19 protein-coding genes are annotated in these 16,691 nt (G+C 59.6%); all 19 read left to right on the forward strand.

Going from position 1 to position 16,691, the window contains the following annotated elements; all coding sequences use genetic code 11:
* Positions 1–79 precede the first annotated feature (79 nt).
* The 19 genes from ASE98_RS07865 to ASE98_RS07955 all read left to right on the forward strand — a co-directional run bounded on the left by ASE98_RS07865 (position 80) and on the right by ASE98_RS07955 (position 16,592).
* The gene (locus tag ASE98_RS07865; protein WP_008050439.1) at positions 80–607 is read left to right on the forward strand and encodes a YceD family protein; all 528 of its coding nucleotides are present in this window, start codon (positions 80–82) and stop codon (positions 605–607) included.
* 13 nt (positions 608–620) lie between these two features.
* Positions 621–803 (forward strand): 50S ribosomal protein L32, encoded by a 183-nt coding sequence (rpmF, locus tag ASE98_RS07870; protein WP_003179396.1) that lies wholly within the window; start codon positions 621–623, stop codon positions 801–803.
* A gap of 4 nt (positions 804–807) precedes the next feature.
* The gene (gene plsX, locus ASE98_RS07875; protein WP_082457501.1) at positions 808–1,818 is read left to right on the forward strand and encodes a phosphate acyltransferase PlsX; all 1,011 of its coding nucleotides are present in this window, start codon (positions 808–810) and stop codon (positions 1,816–1,818) included.
* Positions 1,819–1,944: 126 nt separating this feature from the next.
* Complete coding sequence (gene fabD / locus ASE98_RS07880) at positions 1,945–2,883, forward strand: ACP S-malonyltransferase (protein ID WP_060540820.1); 939 nt, start codon at positions 1,945–1,947, stop codon at positions 2,881–2,883.
* A 16-nt stretch (positions 2,884–2,899) separates the two neighbouring features.
* On the forward strand, positions 2,900–3,640 hold the full coding sequence (gene fabG / locus ASE98_RS07885; RefSeq protein WP_060540821.1) for a 3-oxoacyl-ACP reductase FabG: 741 nt from the start codon (positions 2,900–2,902) through the stop codon (positions 3,638–3,640).
* A gap of 196 nt (positions 3,641–3,836) precedes the next feature.
* Positions 3,837–4,073: an acyl carrier protein gene (acpP, locus tag ASE98_RS07890; RefSeq protein ID WP_007987170.1), complete on the forward strand. Its 237-nt coding sequence runs from the start codon at positions 3,837–3,839 to the stop codon at positions 4,071–4,073.
* Between the two features lie 109 nt (positions 4,074–4,182).
* Positions 4,183–5,427: a beta-ketoacyl-ACP synthase II gene (fabF, locus tag ASE98_RS07895; protein WP_060540822.1), complete on the forward strand. Its 1,245-nt coding sequence runs from the start codon at positions 4,183–4,185 to the stop codon at positions 5,425–5,427.
* A complete protein-coding gene (gene pabC / locus ASE98_RS07900) occupies positions 5,427–6,242 on the forward strand; it encodes an aminodeoxychorismate lyase (protein WP_060540823.1) in 816 nt (271 codons plus the stop codon). The genes fabF and pabC overlap by 1 nt, the downstream gene beginning before the upstream one ends.
* A 3-nt stretch (positions 6,243–6,245) precedes the next feature.
* Positions 6,246–7,523, forward strand: a complete 1,278-nt coding sequence (mltG, locus tag ASE98_RS07905; RefSeq protein ID WP_060540824.1) for an endolytic transglycosylase MltG — start codon at positions 6,246–6,248, stop codon at positions 7,521–7,523.
* A 19-nt stretch (positions 7,524–7,542) separates the two neighbouring features.
* Positions 7,543–8,175, forward strand: a complete 633-nt coding sequence (gene tmk, locus ASE98_RS07910; protein ID WP_060540894.1) for a dTMP kinase — start codon at positions 7,543–7,545, stop codon at positions 8,173–8,175.
* A complete protein-coding gene (locus tag ASE98_RS07915) occupies positions 8,168–9,154 on the forward strand; it encodes a DNA polymerase III subunit delta' (RefSeq protein ID WP_060540825.1) in 987 nt (328 codons plus the stop codon). The genes tmk and ASE98_RS07915 overlap by 8 nt, the downstream gene beginning before the upstream one ends.
* A gap of 68 nt (positions 9,155–9,222) precedes the next feature.
* Positions 9,223–10,014 (forward strand): TatD family hydrolase, encoded by a 792-nt coding sequence (locus ASE98_RS07920; protein WP_060540826.1) that lies wholly within the window; start codon positions 9,223–9,225, stop codon positions 10,012–10,014.
* Positions 10,015–10,408: 394 nt separating this feature from the next.
* Positions 10,409–11,047 (forward strand): TetR/AcrR family transcriptional regulator, encoded by a 639-nt coding sequence (locus ASE98_RS07925; protein ID WP_008031613.1) that lies wholly within the window; start codon positions 10,409–10,411, stop codon positions 11,045–11,047.
* A gap of 139 nt (positions 11,048–11,186) precedes the next feature.
* Entirely contained in the window at positions 11,187–12,155 is a 969-nt protein-coding gene (locus ASE98_RS07930; RefSeq protein ID WP_060540827.1) for a GTP 3',8-cyclase MoaA, read from the forward strand.
* A 249-nt stretch (positions 12,156–12,404) separates the two neighbouring features.
* Positions 12,405–13,013, forward strand: a complete 609-nt coding sequence (locus ASE98_RS07935) for a DUF4823 domain-containing protein (RefSeq protein WP_060540828.1) — start codon at positions 12,405–12,407, stop codon at positions 13,011–13,013.
* 16 nt (positions 13,014–13,029) lie between these two features.
* Positions 13,030–13,590 carry a DUF1285 domain-containing protein gene (locus ASE98_RS07940; protein WP_060540829.1) on the forward strand — a complete coding sequence of 187 codons (561 nt, stop codon included), beginning with the start codon at positions 13,030–13,032 and terminating at the stop codon, positions 13,588–13,590.
* A gap of 190 nt (positions 13,591–13,780) precedes the next feature.
* Entirely contained in the window at positions 13,781–14,497 is a 717-nt protein-coding gene (locus ASE98_RS07945) for a FadR/GntR family transcriptional regulator (protein WP_060540830.1), read from the forward strand.
* 128 nt (positions 14,498–14,625) lie between these two features.
* Positions 14,626–15,501: an SMP-30/gluconolactonase/LRE family protein gene (locus tag ASE98_RS07950; protein ID WP_060540831.1), complete on the forward strand. Its 876-nt coding sequence runs from the start codon at positions 14,626–14,628 to the stop codon at positions 15,499–15,501.
* Between the two features lie 272 nt (positions 15,502–15,773).
* Entirely contained in the window at positions 15,774–16,592 is an 819-nt protein-coding gene (locus tag ASE98_RS07955; RefSeq protein ID WP_060540832.1) for an SDR family oxidoreductase, read from the forward strand.
* Positions 16,593–16,691 lie beyond the last annotated feature (99 nt).

Raw genomic sequence — 16,691 nt, forward strand, 5'->3', positions numbered from 1 at the left:
TTCTAGCGGGGCTTGCAAGTGACGGACAGGGCTGAATTTCCTTTGACATGGGCGGGGGCATCCCTATAATGCTGCGCCTATGTTGAATGACCCGATTCCACCTCACGTTGACCCGCGCAAATTGGCTGATCGTGGCACCACCCTTCAAGGTGAAATGCTGCTGGCCGATTTGGAGAGACTCTGCGACCCGCTTTCCGACAATGTCGGTACGGTGCAGGCGAAATTCGTTTTTGAACGAGATGAACGTAAATCTGTGGTCATCCACAGTTTTATCGACACTGAAGTCAAAATGGTTTGCCAGCGTTGTCTTGAGCTGGTCACCCTGCCGATCCATAGCGAATGCAGTTACGCTGTGGTGAAGGAGGGTGCGAATACCCAGTCGTTGCCGAAAGGTTATGACGTGCTGGAACTGGGCGAAGATCCATTGGATCTGCAGTCACTGATCGAGGAGGAGCTTCTGCTCGCCTTGCCCATTGTGCCTGCTCATCATCCGGAAGAATGCCAGCAGCCGGCGGGTCTCGATGAGCCCGAACCGAGCGAGGACGAGGTAACGCGGTCCAACCCGTTCAGTGTATTGGCGCAGTTAAAGCGTGACCCAAACGTTTAGGAGTTAATCAATTATGGCTGTTCAGCAGAACAAAAAATCCCGCTCCGCCCGTGACATGCGCCGTTCGCACGACGCTCTCGAGGCTAGCACCCTGTCTGTAGAAAAAACCACCGGTGAAGTTCACCTGCGTCACCACGTATCGCCAGAAGGCGTATACCGTGGCCGTAAAGTGATCGACAAGGGCGCTGACGAGTAATCACTTGTCCGCTCAAGTCATCGCGATTGACGCAATGGGCGGGGACTTCGGTCCCCGCAGCATTGTTCAGGCCAGCCTTGCTTGCCTGTCTGCTACCCCCTCGCTGCACCTGACCCTCGTCGGTCAACCCTCCCTCCTTGAAGAATTGATCGCAGGCCATTCGGCTGTGGATCGCGCACGCCTGTCGATTGCCCCCGCGAGTGAAGTCATAGGCATGGACGAAAAGCCTGCCCAGGCCTTGCGTGGCAAGCCTGATTCGTCGATGCGCGTGGCACTCGAGTTGCTGCGTGATGGCAAAGCTCAGGCCTGTGTCAGTGCTGGTAATACCGGGGCGCTGATGGCGCTGTCGCGGTTCGTGCTCAAGACTTTGCCGGGCATCGACCGGCCGGCCATGGTTGCGGCGATTCCGACAGAGAAAGGCTTCTGCCAGTTGCTCGACCTGGGCGCCAATGTCGATTGCACTGCCGAGCATCTGCTGCAATTTGCGGTGATGGGGTCGGTAGCGGCGCAGACCCTGGGTATCGCTAGCCCGCGGGTGGCGTTGCTGAACATTGGTACCGAAGACATCAAGGGCAATCAGCAGGTCAAGCTGGCGGCAACGTTGTTACAGAATGCCAAGGGCATCAATTACATCGGTTTTGTCGAAGGTGACGGCGTCTACCGGGGCGAAGCGGATGTGGTGGTGTGTGACGGTTTCGTCGGTAACATCCTGCTCAAATCCAGCGAGGGCCTGGCGACCATGATTGCCGGGCGCATCGAAGCCTTGTTCAGGCAAAACCTCGCATCGCGCATGGTGGGGGCGCTGGCCTTGCCGCTGATGAAGCGCTTGCAGGCCGAACTGGCGCCTGCGCGACACAACGGCGCCAGTTTCCTCGGCTTGCAAGGGATCGTGGTGAAGAGTCACGGTGCTGCCGGCGTCCAGGGATTTCAAAGTGCCATCCAGCGCGCGCTGATTGAAATTCAGGAGAACCTTCCGGAGCGGCTTCACGGTCGTCTGGAGGATTTGTTGTCTTAGGCGTTTTTGTCGGACAATGCTTAAATGTGACCGCTCGACTGATCGGGCCATCCAACTGTCAGTTTCTTGCGTCCCCTCAAGGCGGACGTCATTTCTCCGACGACAAGATCATTAGGGGCTTGTTACATGTCTGCTTCCCTCGCATTCGTCTTTCCAGGACAGGGTTCGCAGTCCCTCGGCATGCTCGCCGAGCTGGGCGCACAACATCCGGTAGTCCTCGAAACATTCAAAGAAGCTTCCGATGCTCTGGGTTACGACCTGTGGGCACTGACCCAGCAAGGTCCGGAAGAGCAACTCAATCAAACCGATAAAACCCAGCCGGCCATTCTGACCGCCTCGATCGCCCTGTGGCGTCTGTGGCTGGCACAAGGCGGGGCGCGCCCGGCTTATGTCGCCGGTCACAGCCTGGGCGAATACAGCGCGCTGGTTGCCGCAGGCAGTCTGAGCCTGGGTGACGCGGTGAAGCTGGTCGAGCGTCGCGGTCAACTGATGCAGGAAGCTGTTCCTGCCGGGCAGGGCGGCATGGCCGCTATCCTCGGTCTGGAAGACGCTGACGTATTGGCAGCCTGCGCCGAAGCGGCGCAAGGCGAAGTGGTCAGCGCGGTCAACTTCAACTCCCCGGGCCAGGTGGTTATCGCCGGTGCCAAGGCTGCTGTCGAGCGTGCCATCGAGGGTTGCAAGGCCCGTGGTGCCAAGCGCGCCATGCCGCTGCCGGTCAGCGTGCCGTCCCATTGCGAGCTGATGCGTCCCGCTGCCGAACGTTTCGCCGAGTCGATCGCAGCGGTCGATTGGCAGGCGCCACAGATTCCCGTGGTCCAGAACGTCAGCGCCGCGGTGCCGGCCGATCTGGAAACCCTCAAGCGCGACCTGCTTGAGCAGTTGTACAAGCCCGTGCGCTGGGTCGAATCCGTCCAGGCGCTGGCCGCCAAGGGCGCGACCAATCTGGTCGAGTGTGGCCCGGGCAAGGTGCTCGCCGGTCTGAACAAACGCTGCGCCGAGGGCGTATCGACATCCAACCTCAATACCCCAGACGCCTTCGCTGCCGCTCGTGCAGCGCTGGCCTGAATCAGGAGAAGCTTGCATGAGTCTGCAAGGTAAAGTTGCACTGGTCACCGGTGCAAGCCGCGGTATCGGCCAGGCTATCGCGCTGGAACTGGGTCGTCAGGGCGCCATCGTCGTGGGTACTGCGACGTCTGCGGCGGGTGCCGAGCGCATCGCCGCAACCCTGAAGGAAAATGGCATCCAGGGCACTGGCCTGGAACTCAATGTCACCAGCGACGAGTCCGTGGCGGCTGTCCTGGCGAGCATCCAGGAGCAGTTCGGTGCGCCGGCGATCCTGGTCAATAACGCCGGTATCACCCGTGATAACCTGATGATGCGCATGAAAGACGACGAGTGGCATGACGTTGTCGATACCAACCTGAACAGTCTGTTCCGCCTGTCCAAGGGCGTTTTGCGCGGTATGACCAAGGCGCGTTGGGGCCGAATTATCAGTATTGGCTCGGTAGTGGGTGCCATGGGCAACGCAGGCCAAGTAAACTACGCTGCCGCCAAGGCCGGTCTGGAAGGTTTCAGCCGTGCGCTGGCGCGTGAAGTCGGTTCGCGTTCGATTACGGTCAACTCGGTGACTCCAGGGTTCATCGACACCGATATGACCCGTGAACTGCCTGAAGCGCAGCGTGAAAGCCTGACAGCGCAGATTCCGCTGGGCCGTCTGGGACAAGCTCAAGAGATCGCGTCCGTGGTCGCTTTTCTTGCTTCCGACGGTGCGGCTTACGTGACTGGGGCTACAATCCCGGTGAACGGCGGGATGTATATGTAATTCAAATGTGACGGATTGCTTCAAAAAAATGTCATACGAGCTGTCTAAAATCCGTTATAAAGCTGCAATCTATTTATAGGCAGAGGGTCGCAGGGTTCGAGGAGTGAAGCTTTCAGTTGAAAAGCTGAAAAGTCTTTCTATACACTTACCCACTGGCCAGCTGCCTGAATTTGTCCATTAGGAGTGAAAACAAGGTATGAGCACCATCGAAGAGCGCGTCAAGAAAATCGTTGCTGAGCAACTGGGCGTTAAAGAAGAAGAAGTGGTCAACACTGCTTCCTTCGTTGAAGACCTGGGTGCCGACTCCCTTGACACCGTTGAGCTGGTGATGGCTCTGGAAGAGGAATTCGAGACCGAAATCCCTGACGAAGAAGCTGAGAAGATCACTACTGTACAAGCTGCAATCGACTACGTTACTGCCCACCAGGCGTAATAGTTTGTAATCGTTGCTCGCTGTCATGGAAAAACCGCACTGCCATCATGGCGTGCGGTTTTTTCTTTAGGCCTGATGCAAAGTCGTCATTTGAAAAAAGGAGAGTGCTGTGTCGCGTAGACGCGTCGTAGTCACCGGTATGGGTATGTTGTCGCCACTGGGCACGGATGTGCCGAGCAGTTGGCAGGGCATTCTGGCTGGCCGCAGTGGCATTGGTCTGATCGAACACACCGACCTTTCTGCCTATTCCACCCGTTTTGGCGGCTCGGTAAAGGGCTTCAATGTCGAGGAATACCTGTCGGTCAAGGAAGCCCGCAAGCTCGACCTGTTCATTCAGTATGGTCTGGCGGCAGGTTTTCAGGCGGTACGTAACTCCGGTCTGGAAGTCACCGACGCCAACCGCGAGCGTATCGGTGTAGCCATGGGCTCGGGTATTGGCGGTCTGACCAATATCGAAGAAACCAGCCGCACCCTGCATGAAACTGGCCCACGGCGGATTTCTCCGTTCTTCGTGCCAGGCTCGATCATCAATATGATTTCCGGTTTCCTGTCCATCCACCTGGGTGCACAGGGGCCTAACTACGCGATCGCCACCGCTTGTACCACCGGCACGCACTGCATCGGCATGGCTGCCCGTAACATCATGTACGACGAAGCCGACGTGATGATCGCCGGCGGTTCCGAGATGGCGGCTTGCGGCCTGGGCATGGGCGGCTTCGGCGCCTCGCGTGCGTTGTCGACACGCAATGACGAACCAACCCGCGCCAGCCGTCCCTGGGACAAGGGCCGTGACGGCTTCGTGCTGTCCGACGGTGCCGGGGCGCTGGTTCTGGAAGAGCTCGAACACGCCAAGGCTCGCGGCGCGACCATCTATGCCGAGCTGATCGGTTTTGGCACCAGCGGCGATGCGTTCCACATGACTTCGCCACCGGCCGATGGCGCAGGGGCTGCCCGCTGCATCACCAACGCGTTGCGCGATGCCAGGATCAATAGCGATCAGGTCCAGTACATCAACGCCCATGGCACCTCGACCCCGGCCGGCGATCTGGCCGAAGCCAGTGCGATCAAGTCGGTATTCGGTGATCACGCCTACAAGCTGGCCGTCAGCTCCACCAAGTCCATGACCGGTCACCTGCTGGGTGCGGCGGGCGCGGTCGAAGCGATCTTCAGCGTGCTGGCGATCAATGGCCAGGTAGCTCCGCCGACCATCAACCTCGATGAGCCTGACGAAGGCTGTGACCTTGATTTCGTGCCGCACACGGCGCGCAACATGGATATCGATGTGGTGGTGTCCAACTCCTTCGGTTTTGGCGGCACTAACGGCTCGCTGGTGTTCCGCCGGTTCGCAGGCTGATGGACAGCTGGGTCGACGGTCAGCCGGCTGACGCTTTGTCGCTGAAGGATCGCGGCCTGGCTTATGGCGATGGTCTGTTCGAGACCGTCGCTGTGCGCGGCGGGCAGCCATTGTTGCTGGACCGTCACCTGGCGCGCCTGGCCGATGGCTGTTCGCGTCTGGCGATTGCCACTGATCAGGAGCTGATCCGCAGCGAACTGCTGGCCTACGCCGCGGCATTGGGCGATGGGGTACTCAAGCTCATTGTTACCCGCGGCGACAGCCTTCGCGGTTACGCCCCTGATCCTTCGGCCCAGGCCCGGCGCATTCTGTTGGGCGGTCCTGCGGCTGCCTATCCTGCTGCACATGGGGAGCAGGGCGTTCGTTTGTTCCCCTGCACCACGCGACTCTCCAGACAACCGCTGCTCGCCGGCCTCAAGCACCTGAATCGTCTGGAGCAAGTTATCGCCCGTTCCGAATGGCAGGACACCGAGCATGCCGAAGGCTTGATGCTCGATCAGGCCGGGCGGGTGATCGAAGGCGTATTCAGCAATCTGTTCATAGTGCGCGATGGCGTATTGATTACACCCGACCTCAAGCGCTGCGGCGTGGCGGGGGTGATGCGGGCAGAAATTTTGTTTCAAACCGAGTCGTCGGCAATCCCGGTGCAAATCACCGATATCCCCCTTGAACAGCTGCAATGGGCTGACGAAGTCTTTGTCTGCAACAGCGTTTATGGTATTTGGCCGGTACGCGCCTATGCTGCTCTTCACTGGCCGGTTGGGCCGCTCACCCGTAAACTCCAAACCATTGCCCGTGCGCTACTGGATGCTTGATACGTGAGACGTAAACTCTTGCTGCTGCTGGAAACCGGAGTGGTTCTGGCGGGGCTGCTGCTGGGCACTTGTGCCTGGAAAATTCATTCGGCGCTGGTACAGCCGCTGAACATTGCTCATGAACAATTGCTGGACGTGCCCAAGGGCACCACGCCAACCCGTACCCTCTATCGACTCGAAGCCAATGGCGTCATCAAGGACGCATTCTGGCTGCGCGTTTATTGGCGCTTCAACCTCGCCAGGCAGCCGCTGCACAGCGGCGAGTACCGCATGCAACCCGGCATGACCGTCGAAGGGCTGATCGAGTTGTGGAAGCGCGGAGAAATGGTTCAGTACAGCCTGACTTTGGTCGAAGGCTGGAATTTCCATCAGGTACGCGCGGCATTGGCCAGGGAAGCAAAGATCGAGCAGACCCTCAATGGTTTGAGCGATAGCCAGGTCATGGACAAGATCGGCCATGCCGGAATTTTCCCGGAGGGACGCTTCTTCCCTGATACCTATCGATTCGTGCGCGGCATGTCCGACGTCGAGTTGTTGAAACTTGCCTACGAGCGACTCGATGACGTGCTCGCCAAGGAGTGGGCGCAGCGCTCGGCAGACGTGCCGTACACCGAACCCTATCAGGCCTTGATCATGGCCTCGCTGGTTGAGAAGGAGACCGGCGTGCCGCAGGAGCGCGGGCAGATTGCCGGGGTGTTTGTGCGGCGCATGGCCCTGGGCATGCTGCTGCAGACTGACCCGACGGTGATCTACGGCCTCGGCGACCGCTACAATGGCCGGTTGACCCGGGCTCACCTCAGGGAGTCCACGCCGTACAACACCTACATGATTGCCGGTCTGCCGCCGACCCCGATCGCCATGGTCGGTCGTGAAGCGATCCACGCGGCGCTAAATCCGGTGGATGGCACCAGCCTTTACTTTGTGGCGCGCGGTGATGGCAGCCACGTGTTCTCCGATGATCTGGACGCGCACAACAACGCAGTGCGCGAATACCAGCTCAAGCGCCGCGCCGATTACCGCTCCAGCCCTGCGCCGATTTCCGTACCCGAGACGCCGGCTGAACCGCCTGCGCCAGATGCAACCCGGGAGGCCACGGCTGCGCAGCCCGAGGCTGCGCAAGCAGAGACGCCGCAAGCTGAAATGCCGATTCCGGCCGCTTCACCGAACCCCGCTGTGCAGGACGTGCCGCCAGTGCCGCCGCAAGAACCCGCGCCCGCACCTGAGGCCTCTGCACCCGATGCAGCCCCGGCCGATGCAACCGCGCCGCAAAGCCCGCAATGACTCTGATCAAGGACTGCCTGTGACTGGCTTGTTTATTACTCTGGAAGGGCCGGAAGGCGCCGGCAAAAGCACCAATCGCGAATACCTGGCCGAGCGTTTGCGCGCCGCCGGTATCGAGGTGGTGCTGACCCGTGAACCGGGTGGCACCCCATTGGCCGAGCGCATTCGCGAGGTCCTGTTGGCCCCGGTCGATGAGGTGATGAACCCGGACACCGAGTTGCTGCTGGTGTTCGCCGCCCGTGCCCAACACCTGGCGCAAGTGATTCGCCCGGCGCTGGCCCGCGGCGCCGTGGTCCTGTGTGACAGGTTCACCGATTCGACCTATGCCTACCAGGGTGGCGGTCGTGGCTTGTCGCTCGAGCGCATCGCCACCCTGGAGACTTTCGTGCAGGGTGATCTGCGCCCGGACCTGACGCTGATTTTCGATCTGCCCGTGGAAGTGGGACTGGCCCGCGCGAGCGCCCGTGGTAGCCTGGATCGCTTCGAGCTCGAAGGCCGGAGCTTTTTCGATGCGGTACGCGGTGCCTTTCTCAAGCGTGCCGAGGCGGACCCGGCGCGCTATGTGCTGGTCGATGCCGCGCAACCGCTGACGCAGGTTCAGCGATCGCTGGATACCTTGCTGCCACGCTTGTTGGAGTTGACCCGTGGCTGAGGCCTATCCGTGGCAGGACACGCTCTGGCAGCAACTGGCTGGCCGGACCCAGCACGCGCACGCTTACCTGCTGCATGGCCCGGCCGGGATTGGCAAGCGGGCGTTGGCCGAGCGCCTGATGGCCAGCCTGCTGTGCCAGCGTCCGACTGCGCTGGACGCCTGTGGCGAATGCAAATCCTGCCTGCTGTTGAAGGCCGGCAGTCACCCTGATAACTACATCCTGGAACCGGAAGAAACGGACAAGGCGATCAAGGTCGACCAGGTTCGCGACCTGGTCAGCTTCGTGGTGCAGACCGCGCAGTTGGGCGGACGCAAGGTAGTGTTGATCGAGCCGGTCGAGTCGATGAACATCAACGCCGCCAACGCCTTGCTCAAAAGCCTTGAAGAACCCTCCGGCGATACCGTGTTGCTGCTGGTCAGTCACCAGCCGAGCCGCTTGCTGGCGACCATCAAGAGTCGCTGTGTGCAACAGGCCTGCCCCCTGCCAAGCCAGGCCATGAGCCAGGCCTGGCTTGGCAGGGCATTGCCGGACTGTTCTGCAGAAGAACGCGTTGAATTACTGACCCTGGCGGCGGGTTCGCCATTGGCCGCGGTCAATCTGCAGGCTCAGGGCGTACGCGAGCAGCGGGCGCAGGTGGTCGAGGGCGTGAAGAAACTGCTCAAGCAGCAGCAATCGCCAACGCAACTGGCCGAAGGCTGGAATGCGATTCCCTTGCTGCTGCTGTTCGACTGGTTCTGCGATTGGTCGAGCCTGATTCTGCGTTATCAGCTGACCCAGGATGAAGATGGCCTGGGACTGGCGGACATGCGCAAGGTGCTCCAGTACCTGGCGCAGAAAACCGCCCAGGACAAAGTGCTGAATATCCAGGACTGGATTCTTGCCCAGCGCCAGAAAGTCTTGAGCAAGGCCAACCTCAACCGCGTGCTGTTGCTCGAAGCCCTGCTGGTGCAATGGGCGTCCTTGCCGGCCCAGAGATGATCGACTGCGCGTAGACTCCAGGTAACAGATCACCCGTCCCACTCATTCGATGCAAGTTGCAGACCCTTATGCTCGTAGACTCCCATTGCCACCTTGATCGTCTCGACCTGGCCGCCCACAACGGCTCCCTGGATGCCGCGCTGGATGCGGCTCGCCAGCGCGGGGTAGGGCACTTCCTGTGTATCGGCGTCAGCGCCGACAACGCCGCCGACGTTAAAGCGCTGGCCGAGCGTTACGACGATGTCGACTGTTCGGTCGGCGTCCATCCGCTGGATGTGCAGCCGGGTGCCGCGCCCGCGCTGGATTGGCTGTTGCAGGAGCTCAATCACCCGCGAGTGGTGGCGATCGGCGAAACCGGCCTGGATTATCACTACGAACCGGAAGCGGCGCAGCTGCAGCAGGAGTCCTTTCGCCTGCACCTGGAGGCCGCGCAGCAGACCGGCAAGCCAGTGATCATCCATACCCGTGGCGCCCGCGCGGACACCTTGGGTCTGCTGCGTGAGGCGGCGCTGCCCCAGGCGGGCGTGCTGCATTGTTTCACCGAAGACTGGGAGATGGCCAAGGCCGCGCTGGATATGGGTTATTACATTTCCCTGTCCGGTATTGTCACTTTCCGCAATGCCGACGCGTTGCGCGATGTGGCAAGCAAGGTGCCAGCCGACCGTTTGCTGGTCGAAACCGACTCGCCCTACCTGGCGCCGATACCCTATCGCGGCAAACCGAACCTGCCGCAGTACGTGCGTGAAGTAGCGGAATTTCTGGCAATGTTGCGTGGTGAACCGTATGAGCGATTTGCCGAGCAGACCACGGCGAATTTCAGACGGCTGTTTCCATTGGCGCATGTGAAGGCGTTGGCTTGAGGTTGTAAGAAGATCGCAGGCTGCGCCAGCTCCTGCAGGGGCTTTGGGTTAAATCGCAGGCAAAAAAAACCCGGGTTCTGGGGGGTGAATCCGGGTTAAGACCATTAGGAGTAAAACAAAGGCACGCGGTCCGTTGGTACCTTTATCGGCGTGACACTTGGGGGAGATGCCCCACCGACAGTTGAAGTATTGATCAGTATTGCGCCGAGTCCAGTTCGTCGGTCGCGGTTTTTAAACAAATTTGGAATACGGGCGCTTCGGAAGAGTTCTCATCAACTCGCCAGCCTGCGCGAAATGCTCATGAAACACATATATGCTCGGATGATCCGTGCATTTTTGCGCAAGTTAGGCATAATACGCGGCTTCGAATTTTGACCCCGACAGACCTTTTCTTATGCATAAAGAACCTCGTAAGGTCCGTGAGTTTCGCCGCCGCGAGCAGGAAATTCTCGATACCGCGCTCAAGCTGTTCCTCGATCAGGGTGAAGACAGTGTCACCGTCGAGATGATTGCTGATGCCGTCGGTATTGGCAAAGGCACCATCTACAAGCACTTCAAATCCAAGGCCGAGATCTATCTGCGCCTGATGCTCGATTACGAGCGCGATTTGAACGAGCTGCTGCATTCGGCCGACGTCGACAAGGACAAGGAAGCGCTGTCGCGCGCCTACTTCGAATTTCGTATGCGCGATCCGCAACGTTATCGACTGTTCGATCGCCTGGAAGAAAAGGTGGTCAAGGGCAATCAGGTACCGGAGATGATCGAGGAACTGCACAAGATTCGCGCCTCCAACTTCGAGCGCCTGACCCTGCTGATCAAGGGTCGCATCAGTGAAGGCAAGCTCGAAGACGTACCACCTTACTTCCACTACTGCGCTTCCTGGGCGCTGGTGCACGGTGCGGTGGCGCTGTATCACTCGCCGTTCTGGAGCAATGTGCTGGAAGATCAGGAAGGTTTCTTCCAGTTCCTGATGGATATCGGCGTACGCATGGGCAACAAGCGCAAACGCGATACCGACACTCCGAGCAGCTGAGTCATTCAGTTGCCTTATGGCGCCATGATATTCACACCATGGCGCCGTGCAGCAGGAATATACTCAGGCATGGGACTTGCTAAAACTTGATTTGTGAGTCAAGTTTTAGCGGCCCGAAATTTCTTCCGCCGGAGTGATCATGATCGTTGACCGTCAAGGCAGGCGTTTTCGCAATTTGCGCATCAGCCTGACCTCAGCCTGCAATTACGCTTGTACCTACTGCGTGCCCAACGGCAAGCGGCTGGTGGCTGCGCAGGATGAGTTGTCGGCCGAGGCCATGGCACGCGGTGTAGCCTATCTGATCGAAGCGGCGGGCATCGAGCGTTTGCGCATCACCGGCGGCGAACCGCTGGTCAGCCCGAAACTCGAGGCGTTCATGACCGCGGTCGGGCAGATGGGTTTGCAAGACATCAGCCTGACCACCAACGGCCAGTTGCTGGCCAAGAAGCTGCCACTGCTGGTGGATGCCGGTATTCGACGCCTCAACGTTTCCCTCGATACCCTCGACGCCAGTGCATTCCGCAGCATTGCCCGTGGCGGTGATCTGGCAACTGTGCTGGATGGCATGAACGCAGCCAGCGCCGCAGGCATGAAGATCAAGGTCAACATGGTGCCTCTGCGCGGGCAGAACCTCGATCAGGTCATGCCGCTGCTCGACTACTGCCTGGAGCGTGGTTATGAACTGCGTTTTATCGAGCTGATGCGCATGGGCCACCTGGCCAGTGACTCCAACACCTTCCTGCAACAGTTCGTCAGCCTCCAACAGTTGCTGAGCCTGATCGGCGAGCGCTACGAGTATCTGCAAGCCGATGCGCCGGTGGATGCGACCGCGGTGCGCTACGAAATTCCGGGGCAGGGCCATTTCGGCGTGATTGCCAACGAAAGCGTGCCATTCTGCCGTACTTGTTCGCGGCTGCGTCTGTCCTCCACGGGATGGCTGCATGGTTGCCTGTCGTCGAGCAATCGCCATTACGTCGGCGATCTGCTGGACAAGCCGCGTCACCAGGCATTGCCGGCGCTGCAGCGGTTGCTGGTGAAGGCCTTGGGTGACAAGCAGGAAGTGGCGTTTTCCGGTGGTGCGACAGTCATGAAGATTATTGGCGGCTGAACCGGCCTTTTGGCGAGGGGCTTGCCCCCGTTGGATCGCGAAGCGGCCCCAAACCCATCCTGCGCATTATTATCTGGATATAACCGCATGCGTCGGTATTACGACTGCTGCGCAGCCCAACGAGGGCAAGCCCCCTCTCCACATGTGCTCATTCTCAAGTTTGAGGTGTGGAGCAGGTAAGGTCTGGCGCAAAATCTGCATCCCACGGCCATTCGCCGGTTTTCCGTCACCGGCCTCTGGAGGGTAAGGATGCGTAGCCTGGTTTTGCTGCTGGCCGTTTTGGCGCTTGGTGGCTGCATGAACGTCAGCGATATGGCCGAAGGGACTCGATACCATATGAGCGATGCAGGGTTGCTCGACCATAGCGACAGCCGCCGGGTGAACAACCTGCGCATACAGCCCGACTCATTTGTCTACATTGCCCAGGGTGCCTTCATGCCGCCGGGCAGCGACGTGTACCCACGGCCCAACGTGATTGCCGAAGTCGCCTTCGATGGTTTTGTCGATTATTTTCCGATGGTCCGTCGCGCCCGTGTGCCGGAGGGACTCGACCAGGCCATGGTCGAGGCGCGTGACGCCGGCGCCCACTATCTGCTCTACACCCGTTTCGCCAAGTCCGACGATCGCATCGGCAACTCCGACGAGTGGCTGGATCAGGAGGCGCTGGATCGACTCGGTATCGACAGCGGCGTGATTCAAATCATGTTGATCGAGACCAGCACCCAGTATTTGATTGATACTGCGAGTATCAAGAGTCGTGGCGGTTTGCTGACGTTCCATGACAAAAAACCGGAAGACCTGATGGGCCCGCCGCTCAAGCAATATGCTCGCAGCCTGCTCGGGCTCAGCGACCAGTAATTCAAAGGAGATCGCCGTGAGTGACCCGCAAAAAGCCAACGACCTGTTGGGGCAAATCCCCAAGACCAAAGGCTTGCCGCCGGTGCACCTGTGGAACCCTGATTTCTGCGGTGACATCGACATGCGCATCGCCCGCGACGGCACCTGGTATTACCTGGGTACACCGATCGGGCGCAAGCCGATGGTCAAACTGTTCTCCACCATCATCCGCCGCGACGGCGATGATTACTTCCTGATTACCCCGGTGGAAAAGGTCGGGATCAAGGTCGACGATGCGCCGTTCGTGGCGATTGCCGTGGAAGTGGAAGGCGAGGGTGAGACGCAGGTCTTGCGCTTTACCACCAATGTCGATGAAACCACCGAGGCGGGCGTCGAGCATCCGATTCGTGTGGTGATCGACCCGGTGACGCAAGAGCCGGCGCCTTACGTCCATGTGCGAACCAATCTCGAAGCGTTGATCCACCGCAACGTGTTCTATCAATTGGTCGAGTTGGCGGTCAGCCGTGAAATCGACGGGCAGCGTTGGTTGGGTGTGTGGAGCAGCGGGGAGTTCTTCCGCATCGGTCTTGAACCCTGACATAACACTCTGTGGGAGCGGGCTTGCTCGCGAATGCGGTGTGTCATTCACCTTCATGATGACTGACACACCGCATTCGCGAGCAAGCCCGCTCCCAAAGTGAATAGTTGCATCACTAAAAAATCGAATTGACACCCAATCATATGATGATTAGCGTGGGCACCCATCGCGATCGGCTTTGAGGTGTCCCATGTCCAGCAGTTTTCACGCCGCAACCGTCGACTGGCTGGGTTGCCGGATCGCCACGGGGCAGGTCAGCCCGGGTGAGACCCTCAAGGTCGAAGCTGATCTGGGCGAGCAGTTGGGGGTCAGTCGTACGGTCATCCGCGAAGCTATCAAGACCCTGGTCGCCAAAGGCATGCTCGAAGTCGGACCGAAGGTCGGCACCCGGGTGCTGCCGGTGCGACGCTGGAATCTTTTCGATCCACAAGTCGTCGGCTGGCTCTCGCGCAGTGGCCTGCCGGAAAACTTCGTCGACGACTTGCTCGACCTGCGCCGCACTATCGAGCCGATGGCCGTGCGCTGGGCCTGCGAGCGAGCGACGGTGGAACAGGTCGAAGCGATCCTGCTGGCCTTCAACGCGCTGGAGAGGGCGGTGGACAATGGTATCGATTACAACCGTGCCGACCGTTTGTTCCACGAGTGCATCCTTGCCGCCAGCCACAATCAATTCATCGAGCAGATGGTCCCGGCCCTTGGCGCTTTGCTGGCCGTGTGCTTCGAGGCATCGGCCGCTGACCCCGACGAACTGCGCCGCACCTTGCCGATCCACAAGGACATGGCCGAAGCCATCGCCGCCCGGGACAGTGCGCGAGGTGTCTGGGCCTGCATGACCCTGATCGACAATGCCGACCTGGCGATCAAGCGCTATTACCCGCAAGTCATGGCCGACAAAAAAGCCGGCTGAAAAGCCCCTATGTAAAAGCCAGCCTGCTGGCGATTTTGTGTCAGTCGAGATTGTTGCAGCGGACACGCCATCGCGAGCAGGTTCGCTCCTACAAAAAAAACAAAAACAAGAACAAAGCAGGAGGTTTCATGACGTGGACTGCAGTAACCGGTCACCGTGCGCAGTTGGGCGAAGGCCCGTTCTGGGATGCGCCGACCCAGGCGCTGTACTGGGTGGACATCGCCGGTCGACAAGCGCTGCGCCTGATCGGTGCCAACGTGCAGATCTGGCAGATGCCGGAACACGTATCAGCCTTTATCCCCTGCGAAAGCGGCGACGCGCTGGTTACGCTGAGTTCCGGGGTATACAGGCTCGACCTTGATTCGCCTGGACTCGAACCGCGCCTGACACTGCTTTGCGTCGCCGACCCGCAACCGGGCAACCGCGCCAATGAAGCCCGCTGCGATGCCCAGGGCCGACTCTGGCTCGGCACCATGCAAAACAACATAGGTGCCCAGGGCGAAGACCTGCCCATCGAGCGGCGTTCCGGTGGCCTGTTTCGCATTGACGGCGATGGCCGTGTCACGCCGCTACTGCGGGGCCTGGGCATTCCCAATACGCTGCTGTGGAGTGCTGACTCCACCCGCTTGTACTTTGGCGACAGCCTGGACGGCACCTTGTACCGGCATTTCATTCGCACCGATGGTGGCCTTGAACCGGCCCAGGCCTGGTTCGGCCCCCACCGACGCGGTGGCCCTGACGGTTCGGCGATGGATGCCCAAGGCTACCTGTGGAACGCACGCTGGGATGGCAGTTGCCTGCTCAGGCTGGCTCCGGATGGCAGCGTCGACCGGGTGATCGAGTTGCCAATCAGTCGCCCCACCAGTTGTGTGTTTGGCGGCAAAGACCTGAAAACCCTGTACATCACCAGTGCAGCGAGCCCGCTCAAGCATCCGTTGGATGGTGCAGTGTTAGCCATTGCCCTGGATGTTCCCGGGACACTATGTACACGTTTTTCTGGCTGAATCCCAAAATATGGGATGAGAATATATATATTGAGATTTATCGCGAGCCGGGTTTATAGTCGGCTCCACCGGTTTCACGCACTCACACTTAAAAAAACAAAACAGGTGAAGTGATGCAGCGATATTCCCCCGCACTCCATTGTGCAGTCAGTGCTTCAGCCTTTTGCGAGCTGAAACCTGTACGCGCCTGCCTGTTTTTCCCTCAACGTCTTTTCGCCGGACATCGATAGATGCCCGGTTTTCGTCGTGCTGTCGAACAGGAGTCCTGATTCATGGCTGAACCCCTTTCCTTACCTCCCGTGCCCGAGCCGCCCAAGGGCGAGCGCCTGAAAAACAAGGTGGTATTGCTGACCGGCGCTGCCCAGGGCATCGGTGAAGCGATTGTCGCGGCCTTTGCGTCCCAGCAGGCCAGGCTGGTCATCAGCGATATCCAGGCCGAAAAAGTCGAAATCGTCGCGGCGCAGTGGCGGGGCAAAGGCTTTGACGTGCAGGCGATCAAGGCTGACGTGTCCCGGCAACAGGACCTGCACGCCATGGCCAGGTTGGCGATCGACCTTCACGGGCGGATCGACGTACTGGTCAACTGCGCCGGGGTCAACGTGTTCCGCGACCCGCTGGAAATGACCGAAGAAGACTGGCGTCGTTGTTTCGCGATCGATCTGGACGGCGCCTGGTACGGCTGCAAGGCGGTTCTGCCACAAATGATTGAACAGGGCATCGGCAGCATCATCAACATCGCCTCCACCCATTCCACTCACATCATCCCGGGTTGCTTCCCTTACCCGGTAGCCAAGCACGGCTTGCTCGGCCTGACCCGCGCCTTGGGCATCGAATACGCGCCAAAGGGCGTTCGCGTCAACGCCATCGCACCGGGCTATATCGAAACCCAGCTGAACGTCGATTACTGGAACGGTTTTGCCGACCCCCACGCCGAGCGTCAGCGCGCCTTCGATCTGCACCCGCCAAGGCGCATCGGTCAGCCCATTGAAGTGGCGATGACGGCAGTGTTCCTGGCCAGTGACGAAGCACCCTTTATCAACGCCTCGTGCATCACTATCGACGGTGGGCGCTCGGTGATGTACCACGACTGAACACCAGGCTTTGAGGTGTGTTTCTACGCCTGAAATCCAATCATCATACGATATGACTATTGCCTGCAGTTTGTGAACGCTTTTCAAATAACGCTCTAA

Source organism: Pseudomonas sp. Leaf48, from assembly GCF_001421885.1.
Lineage (GTDB): Bacteria > Pseudomonadota > Gammaproteobacteria > Pseudomonadales > Pseudomonadaceae > Aquipseudomonas.

Bases quoted from the DNA above. Each gene is read 5' to 3' on its own strand.
- ASE98_RS07920 (WP_060540826.1), top strand. From the start codon at position 9,223: ATGCTCGTAGACTCCCATTGCCACCTTGATCGTCTCGACCTGGCCGCC.
- pabC (WP_060540823.1), top strand. From the start codon at position 5,427: ATGGACAGCTGGGTCGACGGTCAGCCGGCTGACGCTTTGTCGCTGAAG.
- ASE98_RS07955 (WP_060540832.1), top strand. From the start codon at position 15,774: ATGGCTGAACCCCTTTCCTTACCTCCCGTGCCCGAGCCGCCCAAGGGC.
- ASE98_RS07925 (WP_008031613.1), top strand. From the start codon at position 10,409: ATGCATAAAGAACCTCGTAAGGTCCGTGAGTTTCGCCGCCGCGAGCAG.
- ASE98_RS07945 (WP_060540830.1), top strand. From the start codon at position 13,781: ATGTCCAGCAGTTTTCACGCCGCAACCGTCGACTGGCTGGGTTGCCGG.
- ASE98_RS07930 (WP_060540827.1), top strand. From the start codon at position 11,187: ATGATCGTTGACCGTCAAGGCAGGCGTTTTCGCAATTTGCGCATCAGC.
- ASE98_RS07935 (WP_060540828.1), top strand. From the start codon at position 12,405: ATGCGTAGCCTGGTTTTGCTGCTGGCCGTTTTGGCGCTTGGTGGCTGC.
- ASE98_RS07865 (WP_008050439.1), top strand. From the start codon at position 80: ATGTTGAATGACCCGATTCCACCTCACGTTGACCCGCGCAAATTGGCT.
- acpP (WP_007987170.1), top strand. From the start codon at position 3,837: ATGAGCACCATCGAAGAGCGCGTCAAGAAAATCGTTGCTGAGCAACTG.
- ASE98_RS07950 (WP_060540831.1), top strand. From the start codon at position 14,626: ATGACGTGGACTGCAGTAACCGGTCACCGTGCGCAGTTGGGCGAAGGC.
- rpmF (WP_003179396.1), top strand. From the start codon at position 621: ATGGCTGTTCAGCAGAACAAAAAATCCCGCTCCGCCCGTGACATGCGC.
- fabD (WP_060540820.1), top strand. From the start codon at position 1,945: ATGTCTGCTTCCCTCGCATTCGTCTTTCCAGGACAGGGTTCGCAGTCC.
- fabG (WP_060540821.1), top strand. From the start codon at position 2,900: ATGAGTCTGCAAGGTAAAGTTGCACTGGTCACCGGTGCAAGCCGCGGT.